Origin of the sequence: Acinetobacter seifertii (assembly GCF_000368065.1) — a bacterium.
Classification (GTDB): Bacteria; Pseudomonadota; Gammaproteobacteria; order Pseudomonadales; family Moraxellaceae; genus Acinetobacter; species Acinetobacter seifertii.
This window is the reverse complement of sequence record NZ_KB851202.1, coordinates 93,060-106,167: the sequence shown is the minus strand read 5'-3', so window position 1 is coordinate 106,167 and position 13,108 is coordinate 93,060. Positions and strand designations below refer to the sequence as shown.

5 protein-coding genes, 6 pseudogenes and 1 other annotated feature are annotated in these 13,108 nt (G+C 37.8%); of the genes and pseudogenes, 2 read left to right on the top strand and 9 right to left on the bottom strand.

Annotated features, from left to right (window positions below):
* Positions 1-136: 136 nt before the first annotated feature.
* Both F985_RS0104715 and F985_RS26355 read right to left on the bottom strand, forming a co-directional pair.
* A pseudogene (locus F985_RS0104715) lies at positions 137-470 on the bottom strand (transposase); the annotation flags it as partial.
* Positions 465-536: pseudogene (locus tag F985_RS26355) on the bottom strand (IS3 family transposase); the annotation flags it as partial. The pseudogenes F985_RS0104715 and F985_RS26355, both read right to left, overlap by 6 nt.
* A 68-nt stretch (positions 537-604) precedes the next feature.
* Between F985_RS26355 and F985_RS19910 the strand changes: the two are divergent.
* A protein-coding gene (locus F985_RS19910) for an IS3 family transposase (protein WP_085945712.1) occupies positions 605-1,764 on the top strand; the annotation gives its coding sequence in 2 pieces (ribosomal slippage) (positions 605-839 and positions 839-1,764; 1,161 coding nt in all).
* Here F985_RS19910 and F985_RS25435 read toward each other — a convergent pair.
* From F985_RS25435 to F985_RS19885, 5 genes and pseudogenes are all read right to left on the bottom strand, one after another.
* Positions 1,757-2,283, bottom strand: a pseudogene (locus tag F985_RS25435) (transposase); the annotation flags it as partial. The gene F985_RS19910 and the pseudogene F985_RS25435 sit on opposite strands and share 8 nt — an antisense overlap.
* Positions 1,892-2,008 (bottom strand) — a sequence feature (AL1L pseudoknot). Its footprint overlaps the pseudogene before it by 117 nt.
* An 89-nt stretch (positions 2,284-2,372) precedes the next feature.
* Positions 2,373-2,630, bottom strand: a pseudogene (locus F985_RS19900) (transposase); the annotation flags it as partial.
* A gap of 182 nt (positions 2,631-2,812) precedes the next feature.
* Positions 2,813-6,013, bottom strand: a complete 3,201-nt coding sequence (locus tag F985_RS19895) for a site-specific integrase (RefSeq protein WP_004704346.1) — start codon at positions 6,011-6,013, stop codon at positions 2,813-2,815.
* A 4-nt stretch (positions 6,014-6,017) separates the two neighbouring features.
* Positions 6,018-8,357, bottom strand: a complete 2,340-nt coding sequence (locus tag F985_RS19890) for a hypothetical protein (protein WP_004704345.1) — start codon at positions 8,355-8,357, stop codon at positions 6,018-6,020.
* Positions 8,358-8,369: 12 nt separating this feature from the next.
* Positions 8,370-8,834: a hypothetical protein gene (locus F985_RS19885; RefSeq protein WP_171063680.1), complete on the bottom strand. Its 465-nt coding sequence runs from the start codon at positions 8,832-8,834 to the stop codon at positions 8,370-8,372.
* A gap of 164 nt (positions 8,835-8,998) precedes the next feature.
* Here F985_RS19885 and tnpC point away from each other — a divergent pair.
* Positions 8,999-10,440, top strand: a pseudogene (gene tnpC, locus F985_RS0104710) (IS66 family transposase); the annotation flags it as partial.
* Here tnpC and F985_RS19880 read toward each other — a convergent pair.
* Together F985_RS19880 and F985_RS25640 are read right to left on the bottom strand one after the other, a co-directional pair.
* Positions 10,437-11,681, bottom strand: a complete 1,245-nt coding sequence (locus tag F985_RS19880; RefSeq protein ID WP_004704338.1) for a sensor domain-containing diguanylate cyclase — start codon at positions 11,679-11,681, stop codon at positions 10,437-10,439. The pseudogene tnpC and the gene F985_RS19880 sit on opposite strands and share 4 nt — an antisense overlap.
* A gap of 584 nt (positions 11,682-12,265) precedes the next feature.
* Positions 12,266-13,001 (bottom strand): annotated as a pseudogene (locus tag F985_RS25640) (N-6 DNA methylase); the annotation flags it as partial.
* Positions 13,002-13,108 lie beyond the last annotated feature (107 nt).

Genomic DNA, 13,108 nt, shown 5'->3' with positions numbered 1-13,108 from the left:
GCAACAAAGCCCAGAGAATCTATAAGTGATAGTGCGTAAGTCCTAATATATTCTTTTCATTAATAAATCTATACGATTAAGTAGCCTTTAATTCATAGCCAAATATTTTTTTTGATAAATTAGGGTCTGTTGACATTTACTGTTCATAATTAACCCTATAAAGGTAGCCATAAAAATATACAGGCTAAAGTAACAGAACTTTGATAATTTCTTTTGAGCTTGTCATATCAAGTAGCTATTCCTCTAAATTGCTTTAATCTACAAAACATATTTTCAACTAAATGCCTGATTTTATATAAATACCAGTCCATATGGTCATTGTTCGATTGGCTATTCGTTTTCTTTGGTATATTCGCTTTAGTCCCTGTTTTCCTGATCTGTTCACGCAGTGGTTCTGAATCATAGCCTTTATCTGCGCACACCACTTTTGTCTCTTTTAAATCTAATGTTGATATTAAATCAGGTGCAACTGTACAACGTGCAACAATATAGCCTTCACGTTTCAGTTTTTGCCAGACTTTACGTACACCATACTGATCCTAGCCAAAATAATGGACAGCACTTCCCTCTAAAGATAACGTAACTTTAATCTTTGGAGATCGAAATGGCTAAACGCTTCAATCCTGAATTTAAACAGCAAGCAATTGATTATGCACTTTCAAACTCACACGAGCCTATCGCTGCAATCGTCCAGAAATTAGGTGTGGGTTATTCAACCTTAGAAAAATGGATTCGTGAAGCCAATCCAGTGGGTTCAAGCAAACGTCAACTTTCACCAGAACAACAGCGGATCTTGGAATTAGAGAAAGAAGTCAAACAGCTCAGGGAAGCCAATGACATCTTAAAAAAAGCGCATGTGTACTTTCTAACAGATCATGCCAAGAAAAGTACACGGTAATTCAAGATCTGGATGTGGATGAAGTCACCGTGTCTTCTGCCTGTAAATGCCTGGGTGTCAGCACTTCAGGCTATTATGCCTGGCGAAAACGTCAGGCCTATACAGCGCAGAAATATAAGGATTTAAAAGCCGTATATTGGCAGCATCATGCACGATTCGGTGCACCGTCATTGGTATATGACATGCATGATTTAGGTTACAGCATGAGCGAACGAACCGTTGGAAGAATGCTTAAAAAGCTTGGTTTACGTAGCAGGATTTCGCGTAAATACAAGCATACGACTGATTCAAACCATCGTTTGCCTACAGCACCAAATCTGTTGGATCGCCAATTTTCAGTCACTCAGCCGAATAAGGTGTGGACAACAGATATTACTTATATCCGTACCAAGCAAGGTTGGTTGTATTTATGTGTGATGTTAGATCTATTTAGTCGTCGTATAGTCGGTTGGCAAACTAGCCATCGAATAGATCGTCAATTGGTGTGTGATGCATTTAATTATGCAATGGCTCGTCAGGGTTATCCAATGGTCGTCATGGTCCATTCGGATCAAGGCTCACAGTACTGTAGTCGTGATTTTAGGGCGCTATTATTAACGAATAACTGTATTCAAAGTATGTCACGCAGGGGAAACTGTTGGGATAATGCAGTGACCGAAAGCTTCTTCCATACATTGAAAGGTCATGTGATACATGGCAGTGTGTTCGCTACTCGAAAAGAGGCGAATGCTGTCTTGTTTGACTATATAGAGATTTATTACAATCGGGTCAGAAGGCATTCTGCAAACGGTTGGTTAAGCCCAGAAGCCTTTGAACAGAAATATTTCAAGAATTTAGAGGGATCGGTTGTCCACGATACTGTCTAGGATCATACCGACCTGAACTTTCCTTCCAAATTCGTTTAATCTCCTCAGCATGATGCAAGTCATGTAAATCTCGCTTTGCTCGATGTTCTGGATTTTCGCAGAGATCTAGAGTCCGGTAATAGGTTGAAGGTGCGATCGGTAAAATTCTACAAATCCCATCAACACCATATAAGTCTTTATTGTTATGGATGAAATCCACCATTATTTGTGTGGGCGGTCGAGCTCCGCCTGGGCGAAAAAAGCGGCTGCTTTACGTAGAATCTCATTGGCGCGTTGCAGTTCTTTATTTTCGCGTTCGAGTTGTTTGATACGTTCTTGGTCTGAAAGCTGCTGTACTTTAACTGGATTTTGTTTATCTAAATATTTTTGATACCAAACACGTAGTGTTTCAGGACTACAACCTATCTTGGGAGCAATAGCGGTGATCGCAGCCCAATTCGATGGATAATCTTTTTCAGATTCAATCAATAATTGAACCGCTCTTTCTCTGATTTCAGGGGTATATTTTAATTTTGTCATCGGGACACTACGCTTCGCTACGTCTTACGAAGCAATGCTTCTCATCTCAGAATATTGACTCTCAGACAAACCCGCGGTACGGTTCAACTTTTTAAAAGCGCATCTTGCAAGATGTCTGACTTGAGCCGCTCATCAGCATACATGCGTTTTAAACGGACATTTTCAGCCTCAAGTTCTTTAGGTCGCGTCATCATTGAAAGATCCATACTGCCATGTTTGGACTTCCACTTGTAGAATGTAGCAGAGCTCATACCATGTTCGCGGCAAAAGTTCGGTATGGGGGTTCCTGCTTCAGCTTGCTTCAAAATATTCATGATTAGGCTGTCTGAATACTTAGATGTTTTCATAGAAAATCTCCTTAAATCAAGTTTATTGGATTTTCTACTTTTAAACTCGATTATTTTGGGGGGGGATTACCGGACTACAACACTTTAGCTCAGCGATTTACCAATTTACACTATTGTTTAAAATCCAGTGACGAAACTGTCATGCTAAAGCTTTTAAATTTCCCCTTTTTAAGATGCTTAGGCTATTTGATCCAGAGTTCATCTTTTTGCATCATTTTTAACATTAAATTAAATATAACCAGCGGAGTAACATTTTTTTTGTTAGAGCCGACAACTCTTTGAAAACTAAATTTAACGGTTCGCTCAGGAGCATCCAAATTAACTGGGTAGTTTTGTTTTTCTAAATATAGATGATCTCCTAACATTGGCTCTATACCAGTAATAAAATTAACAATTTGTTGCTCATCACCTTTCATTCGGCATTGAAAATGTAGAAAATTCTTACGCAGTTTTCCAAATAATAATAATATTTTAAGCGCCTTAACCATGTTCTTTTCTTTCAGTGCATCTTGCTGCCTATCATCTTTATAATGAAAATCAAGGAGAGGAATTATTTCATCTGGACGAGTCAGTTTTTTAGCCTTTTCGTAAAGTTCATCAAACCAACTCTCTTCTAAATTCTTACTATAAACATAATTCGTTTTTAAATTAAATTTTTGGCGATCCATCCATTTAGTGCTCATCCATTGACATCGTTGCATCCATTCTTGAGCTTGGGTATCTTCGCTTAAACGACCTTCTCTAAAACTTATCAAACGTTGAAAAGGTGTCAGAGTACTCTTCTCTATACTAAACTTCTTTTCTTGTCGGCCAGCCATCGGAACTGGCTGTGTTTGCTGATAAGAATTAAACCATTTCTGCTGCTGAGTATAACGATTTAGGTTTATGTAGTCTGTACTTGACTTCACTGGACTAAAACACTGTTCTAATACTTTTTTTGAAATGATACACGGCGAATTATAAATTCGATCGACTGCTAATAAATCCAAAACATGAAGGTAATTTGAAGCCGTTTGCTCAATACTGCTATGCCCCATCCAAGAGGCGAGCACCTGCCATTTATGTTGAATAATCTCTTCTTGAGCACGTGCTTTCATACCAAACAATAAATCCCTCATCTTTTTTGCTTTTACCCAAGGACAATCTGTGTAGGTCTTGATCATTTCTTTTGAACCGAGCAAAGTTATTGCTAGATAGTTAGCAGCACTGTGGCGTAATGTATGAAAACTAAAGCCATGATGCATACCTAATATTTGACTAAACAAATCTACTGTAATTTTGCTGATACATTGATCAGTTAATACACGATGATTCACACTAAAAAGTAGATCATCCTGCTGATTAACCAAATATTGCTCATAACGATGTTGTATGTAACGTTGTACTACTAAAAACTCATGTTCTGACAATGCAATTTTCAATGGTATTTGACGATTCGCACTTCGCGTTTTCAGACGGCGATATGAATTGTCTTGGATATGAAGCGTGATATTATTAAAAACTGTATTTTCTTTTTCTTTATAAAGTAGCTCTGGGCAAATAATATCTTGTATTTTAAGACAACGAACTTCATTTAATCGAAGTCCAGTTCTATAACTTAGTAAATACATCAGCTTTAAACAACTCAGATGATCGACCCACTCTGATGCCGTTGGCTCTTGACTTAAATTTTCTAGTTTTTCCAATAATTTGCCAAATAGCAAAGGACTCACTAGCCGTGCATTGCAAATTTGTAAATGCTTAAAACTTGAATTCTGTAACACCAATACCCCTGGAGCATCATAATTCTCTATACAGAATTGATGAAAATCTTTTAGGCGACCAAAACGGTATTCTGCGCTTTGGTGCATCTTACGAGAGGTTTTTCCTTTCACCGAATCTCGTTGAACTGCTTTTTCATCACGTTCACTGCTGTATTTCAATAGCTGCCGATATAAATCCTCATAGTCATCTATGGATTGTTGCTTTAAATCTAATTTATTGAGCCAAATCTCAAATATAAATTCTTTGCCAAACGATCCTAAGTAGCTTTCAATAGTTGATAATTGAAGCCCTCGTTTTTTTAAATGCATTAACCAGTGAATTAAGCGTAGTTGAGCATCAATTAAAGACTTTTCCTCCGTATTAGCATCAACTATCTTCTCCTCTAACACCCTTCTAGTTTCTTGCCAAAAACGTAGCGTGCGTTCTTCTTTATTCCTCTTTTTATCTAAACGCTCAACTTTTTGACCTTTACGTTTCTTTTGACCAAACAACATCAACTCATACGGAATCGTTTGTAATTTGCTTTGAACAGTCGGAACTTCAGGAAGTAACTGCTCTTGTTCAAAATGAATAGGGCGATTATCTGGTTCTGTGACTTGATTGTAATCATTATTCCACAGCAATCTAAATTCGGATGGCCTTAAAGCGACAGTATTAATCTCTTGCTGAAGCACATTACTCAAAAATATATCTATGCTGAGGTTTGGATTAAATTCGAGTACCATTTGCACATCATTAAATGCACGAAATCCACGGCGTTTAATTTGATATTGCAGATCCCCAAGACTTTTTTTCCTGCCTATCTTACTCAAGCTTTCTAAAATACAATCTTCAACTGAATGTTGCAGACAAAATTCTTTCTGAGTAGCTTTCAACTTTTTTAAATATTGCAAAATGAACTGCGCATATGGGTTTAAAAAAACATGTTTCCATTGGTACAACTTTCCCTGTTCTACATCGTTGCCATATTGAGAGTTTTCAACACGATAATGTAGTAACAATGGATTAGTGATTTTTTTGTAGTCCGAATGGTATAACCGAAAACAATTCAGATCTGTACCAAGCTCAATGGCCTCCTGCAATTGCTTCTGAATAGCAATCAAATGCTGTTCATCTGCACAGCCTGAAATATATATAAAACTTAAGCATAAATTTCCCCATAAGTACTTTGGTTCATTCCAATATTCAAATGAATCTTGCCAATACTGCCTTAATTCCTTAAGTACATGGATATGTAGATGCCCCTGTTCTAACCGTGACTCTGTACTCTCAATTTTTCTAGGCAGTACGATCCGTTTAGTATGTGGATTTAACTTAATTCTGTATGATTTTTTATCTACATTCTGGTTGAATTGCTTCCTTCTTTTATTAAATTCATCTTCAGTAAATTGCATCAGTTTTGATTGTTCGTCTCGGCTCAACTTTTGACTCAAACAATCAACACTATCTTTAATGTCATGCCATTTTTCAGCGATCTGCTGATCAAGTTTTTGCTGCATTTCTTTCGTCAATACTTCAGGTGGAGAAGGCTGTCTATCTAGCGACTTTTTCACCATTTTATGAATATCAACAAATAGATCATCTAGTTGTGGTTTTATTAGTTCTTTGATTTTTTGCATACAACTATTTTCGCTCTAAGTGTTTAATCGATAAAGATTTGACATTATCTTGCAATTGCTGGCGGGCTTGCTGTACATAGACATTCGGGATAAGTGAAGAATGCGGATGAAAAGCCTCTCGGTCACGTTGGTCATGACCATACAGGGCCTGAATTAAGTGAAAAGCTAATGCTGGTTTACCCTCTTGCTGCTCATGCATCAAAAAGTTCATGTCAAAATGACGTAACCAATTCGAATACATATTCTTTGGAAAGACTCCTTGCATATATGAATTCACCCATTTTCTCGATAAAGGGATTAACTTAATTTTCCTGCTCTGCCATTCTTTGACAGTTATCGGCAAAATATCTTTACTAAAAATGACCTTACCAAAAAGATCATTTACAGTTATCTTCTTCTTTGCAAAGACTTGTCTAAAAAATGAACCGTACGCTTCAATAATTTGTTCTAAAAAGGCAGTGTAATTTTGCAGTGTTTTTATGAAAAAATCAGATAAAGGGATAAAACGACCATCTTTTCTTGCTTTACTATTTTTTTTATCATTCACATATAAAAGCTTGAGCTCAACACAATAATCATCCAAATTCCCCAACAGGTTTTTTTTAGGCCGACTTGCCAAACTCAACAAACTGATATGCCACATCCAACACGCATATGCATTAAGTTGATTAATAATGTGCTTATCTTCTTGGATGTTTTCGTGACAATGTCTATGTAAAATATGGAATTGCTCTTTCACAAAATTGGGTTCAAGTGCCAGTTGGCTCCCTATCCTTCCTATAGATAATGCAGATTGCACTTTGAATTGTTGTTGCAATATTTTTAGTTCAGCCGTGTCTTCAGTAAAATGTGTGGAATGTGGTGTAAGTGCTTTTTCTAAAAAGGCTAGATATGTGCTACTGAGTTGAGTTTTCGGTAGCCCGCCATAATAGATACCAGGCATGTGATGCTGACTATCCCGCCCAGCAATTACATGAGCAAGATATTCATTATATGTTTCATAATATATATGAAAATATAATTGAGCCTGCAGTTTTTCTACAGTGATCGAACCTACAAACCGATTATCAAGCCAATTCTTAAGTTTCGTATTAATGTGTGTTGATGAAATTAGTGGATTCGATGCTTGTTCTATATAGTCAAACCAAGCAGAAGGTAAATGTAGTTGATGTGTCATCACTTCATTCCACCGCACATGATTTAAGCTCTTAATCTTCTGCTCTGTAATTTTAAGATTTAATTTGAGTAAATATTCGCGACGTCTACTTGAACCATTTTGGATCAAAATTCCATCTTGAATAAGCTCGTTAAAATCCATCAGTGCGACGGGTGATAATCCCGTCAAAAGTGACAATAAACATGCTGCAGCGATTGCAGCATCCCTCCAGTGCCCGGATAACTCGGTTCTCAACACATAAACAATTTGCTTCAGTATATCTGGCGCCAAATAATGTGGATTTGTAACAAAAGGAGCATGACGGCGCTGGCGATGCCGCATTAGATGCGTCGCATTATCGCTGAGTATATAATTTAAATTTTTAGACTTTTCATCTTCTGAATAAAACTCCATTTCAGGATCTAATAGATCAACTTCACCCTCTTCATCTTTGTGAAGAGCGGCATCATAAATACTGATCTTTGCGTTATGTCCAATATCTACTTGCTTACCCGTTTTAATTTCACGAAATTTTTTGAGTTCATTTTTCGTCGGCCATTGCAAAACTTTACTTTTTTTTGACTTACGCTGACGATGAACAACACGACGATCATCAAGTCTTTTAAAAATTATTAATAGAGCCGATAAATACTCTATGGCTTGTACTTGTTTGAAATCTTTAATATTAAAAAGTTGATTACGATCCTCCTTTTTCAAGTTACGTTCGTACATGACATAGCGATTTAGTAGCTCACTGCATTCTTGAAATAATTCAGCATGATTAGAATCCAGAACATATCGTGATACATAGCGAAAGAGATCACAAACATGTTTTTGCTTATTCTCAGCTTTATCAATTTTTGCAAATTCTTGATACTGCCGATATGTTAAAAAACTCGCTTGCAAAATCAAATAACGTACAGACGACAACTCTTGAGTATTACTAATATTCGGACATGAAAAATAACTCAAAGCAGCCAAAAAAGAATACTTACCGATCTGTCTGGAGCCTGATATATAGCTATAAATTTGTTGTGCTAATTTGTATAGCGCGTAGACTTCTTTATACAAATCATCTGATAGATCAATAAATTGTGTATTCACAACAAGATCACGTAACAGACAATAATCTTTTTGGAATTTTTCTGCTAAATCTAAAAAGTGCTCTTCTGCGTCAATCTTCGGCATATTCATTTTCGCTTAATTTTTTATCACATTGCATTGTCTAAATTCATTACGATCTGAACAATTTTGTAAAAGTTGATCTTTTATTGAATTCTTTGTTAGCTTAAAAAATCGAGCAAAAAATTTAGCATCCAGCTCTTTCTGAGCTTTCCTTTCAAAGCACAAGTGTTGCTGTGATTTTTCGATAAAATCATCAAGATTATGTATCAACTGTAAGATTGCAACATAATTAGAATGCACACGTAAGCCAGGCTCCGTTTGCATCAATAGCAAGATTTTTTGCCAAATTTTGACGTAGATTGCTTTGAACTTTGCTTGTACTACGGCTTTCTGACTCTGTTTAATCTTTTTGATTTTCAGTAATTCTGAGTTGATTTTTACTATCTCAAGTTGAACATTTTTTCGACCAAAGCAAAAGGGCATTATAAATTGCCCCATAAAAATCTCTATATTTTTTACTAAATAGTCAAATTTTAACATTTTTATCGATATAAAAAATGAGCATATCTTTGTATATGAAAATTCATTTAATTAATCAATCAAATCTTCTTAAAATTACAATTATCAACAAATACATAGGTTTTTCTTATTAAAGTTGATCTAAATTTCAAATATTCTTCCACTTTTTTTTAGTTTTCTGTTATCAAAAATACGAGCATGAACTGGCGCTGTTTAAACAGCACAAATTCGGTAGTAAAAACGAACATCTCACCGCAAAACAAATCCATCTGTGGGATGAGGCCGTCGAAGAAGATATCGCAGCAGTCGATCTGGAACTGGAGCGGCTGAATGCAGATAAACCGATGCAGCAACACAGAAAGCCACAGTCAACAAACCTAAACGTCGACTGCTACCCGATCATCTACACACCATCCGTATTGAGCATGAACCTGCATCAACCCAATGCAGTTGTGGCTGCCAGTTACGTCGTATCGGCGAAGATATCAGTGAAAAACTGCATTTCAGACCGGCACAGTTCTATAAGGAACAGCATGTACGTGGCAAATGGGTCTGTGATCAGTGTGACACCCTGACTCAGCAAGCGATGCCCGCCTATGTGATTGATAAAGGTATTGCCAGTCCTGAACTGCTCAGCCATGTGCTGGTATCGAAGTATGCCGATCATTTGCCGCTGTACCGTCAGCGCCTGATCTATCAGCGGGCGGGCATTGATCTGTCCAGATCCACGTTATCTGACTGGATTGGTCGCTGCGGTGTGGAACTGGAACCTCTGGCCAATGCCTTAAAACAGGTGGTGCTGCAACAGCGGGTGATCCATGCCGATGAAACGCCGGTCACCATTATGCGGATGGGTGAGAATGAGAAAAAACCGAAGAAAGGTTATGTCTGGGCCTATGCCACCACACAGTACAATCCAGTTCAAGCGGTGATCTATGACTTTCGGGATAGCCGTTCAGGTCAGCATGCAGAAGAGTTCCTGAATGGCTGGCAGGGCCATCTGGTCTGTGATGATTACAGTGGTTATAAAGCACGCTTTAAATCAGGCGATGTCATTGAGGTGGGCTGCATGGCACATGCACGTCGTAAATTTCATGAACTGCATGTGACCGGGAAAAGTCAGATCGCTGAACAGGCATTAGTGCTGATTCAGAAACTGTATGCCATAGAAGCAGAACTCAGGAAAAAGACCGATGGTACAGCAGAACATCGCCGCGAATATCGGCAAAAGCATAGTCAACCGGTGATGCAACAACTGTATGAATGGCTCAACCAACATTATCTGACGGTGCCATCGAGTTCTCCAACTGCCAAGGCGATCAATTACAGCCTAAAACGTTGGCAGGCACTCTGCCGCTATCTGGATGATGGTAATTTGCCTATAGATAATAACTGGATTGAAAATCAGATGCGCCCCTGGGCGTTGGGACGTAAGAACTGGCTGTTTGCTGGCTCGCTGCGCAGCGGCCAACGAGCTGCCAATATCATGACTTTAATCCAGTCAGCAAAGCTGAATGGACTGGATCCGTATGCCTATTTAAGTGATGTGCTGAAAAGGCTGCCGACGCATAAAGTGACCCAAATAGAAGAATTACTGCCACACCGCTGGGAATCCGACCAAAATTAAAAAATAGGCATGGGATTCAGCGGACGCTTACCGATATCAATCGCTAGCACAGCAAAATCTCGTCCTAAGTTCATCACTTCTTTTAAAAATATTTGCATCCCCCGCCTGTTATATAAACCAGTTAGTGGATCAGTATTCACATGTTGACGCAATTCAGCAATCTTCTCACTAAAGGTTTGCGAGCTAAGTAACAATGAGGTTCTAAACTTTAAAACCTCAAAATACCAAGGATCAACTTGTTTAATGTTCTCCTGAATGTCAGGCTGATTGAGCATGCTGGCCATTTTTGCCAAGCTATTTAACGGTGAAGAAATAAAGCGCGACATTCTCCAGACAATAATAAAAATAAAAATATAAAAAATTAAAATACCGACGGAGACTTTTAAAAGAATAACATTAGCCTGCCTGAACAACTCTTCCGTCGGTTGCTGGGAGACGACAATCCAGTTCACACTGGGAATGTAGGCAAAACCGGCCAAATTTTCGATTCCCCGACTATTGATTAACCGGACACTCCCCAGCCGGGTACGGATCATATAATCCAGTCCGGTATTATTGATAATTTTCTCTCCGATTCTGCTTGGATCGGGATGAAAAATAATTCGATTATCCTGATCAATGACATACATATAACTTTTCTTAAAGTCATATTCGGTAGAAAGCATTTTCTGGATCAGATTATTTTTTTGTAAATAAATCGTGCCCCCCACCATGCCCTGATATTTTTTCTTGCGGTCATAGATCGGTTGAGATAGCAGTACAATTAGATTATGTTTAACTGACCAATAAGGGGGAGAAATATAAGTGCTTTTATTCTTTAAGGATTCAGTAATTCCCACTGTTTTATATAAAATATGAGGACTCAAGTTTAAACTTTGCGGTGCAAAAGAAATAACTCTGCTTTGCTTATCCACAACCAATACACTGTTAAATTTGTTGGATTGATGTTTAAGACGCTTTGCTTCCTCTTGGATTAATTGGGGATTAGAAAAATCTTGCCCTAACAGCTCAGCACTATACTTTAATTCTTTGAGCATATCATCGAAATGCTGATCTGCGCTGTTGGCAACCTTTGAGGCATATTTGACATTCACTAAAAGTGAATTCTGAATTAATTGGTCTTTAATGACATAATTGAGAATAAATACAGAAACAATAAATAAACACGAAACACTGAGGATAGTCGAAATCAGAATCAGTTTGCGAAGATTTAATTTAAGTGCCAAGAGAATCTGTTTCAAAGACCTGATCCCAAACTATTGCTATTGTGAATAGATATATATTTTATAATATATTTGATAAATAAGTTAATAAATTCATGTCTAATAAACTCGATGAATGCTATTTTTTAAACCTCAGGTTTGAGTGTGCCGATGCATAAGCTACTCAGTAAAATCACGACAAGTTATTGAATAAAAATTTTAAACTTAGCTAAACCTATAAAATAGACCCAAGATAGCCTCCAATTTCAATGACGTTATTCAGTTGTTTTCAAAGATATGGATACCCTGACTAACTATTGCGGATTTATAAGCTGAATAATCGGTGTCATGCTTAGGCTATTTTCTAGAGAAAAAGCCAGCATACATTATGGGTATATGATCCTTTTGCTTTCTTTTTTGGACATAAGTCCATCGGTTAAATACGATCTCTGATCGGGCATGATCTGGACTGGCTTAAATCTTATCTTGCCGGATCACATCACTATCTACTTTTCAAACCCGACATAAAACTGCTCAATCAGCTACCGCGTTTTCACCAGCAGACAGCTAAACCCACAATCCCGTTCAAACAGCTTAATCTTGTCCTTGACGGTAAATCATCTCTCCACATATTTACCTTCATTCTTCACCCACAGCAGCAAGTAACCTGAACCGCAGGTCGGGTCATACACGAGAAGTAAGCGCTCTTTACCTTGGGTGACCATCTTGGACGATAAGGTTGACACTTTTTGCGGGGTATAGAACTCGCCGGGTTTCTTTCCAGCACCGGAAGCAGACTCGCCAATCCGGTATTCGTGGACATACCCCACTACATCAGCTTCGGAATTGAAAATATCAAAATCAATATCATCTCAATGACTGAGAACTTTTACCACCAGTTAATTACGGTTACTGGTATTATTGCCGAGTTTAGTAAAGTTCAGATCCTGGGTCTTCAAATAGGTGGGAAAGTCATCGGCAGAATCAGTGCCCAGATTACTTTGTTTAATTGACTTAAGGGTGCAGTAAATCATCCAGAATGAATGCCCTACAGCCACGATGCACAAGGCTATAAAATAGTTGTTTTAGGGTTAAGGCATAGCACGCTTCTTCAAATAGTGTTCTTTTTAATTTCTTCGATTATGTCACATGCTCAAGATTGTTTTCATCCAGCTCAAGGATATAACATCTTCACCGGCTAACAGCTCATCGGCAAAGTTCACCGCTTTCTGACAGGTATTTAAAGAAAATAACAACCAAGATGTCATCTCGAAATTCGTTTTCCACCATGCTGCTACGCAACATATTGGCAATATTCCAAAGTTGTTTTTGTAGCTGTTGCAGTGACACCAGGGTCATGCAGAATCCATCAGTCTATTTTTTTATAATCATAAGTATAGTTTAGTTTGATGATCAAAAACTTCCAGAGTGATGGGACTTTATTTGTCACTGCGATTGTACTTTTT

Bases quoted from the DNA above. Each gene is read 5' to 3' on its own strand.
- F985_RS19885 (WP_171063680.1), bottom strand. From the start codon at position 8,834: ATGTTAAAATTTGACTATTTAGTAAAAAATATAGAGATTTTTATGGGG.
- F985_RS19895 (WP_004704346.1), bottom strand. From the start codon at position 6,013: ATGCAAAAAATCAAAGAACTAATAAAACCACAACTAGATGATCTATTT.
- F985_RS19890 (WP_004704345.1), bottom strand. From the start codon at position 8,357: ATGCCGAAGATTGACGCAGAAGAGCACTTTTTAGATTTAGCAGAAAAA.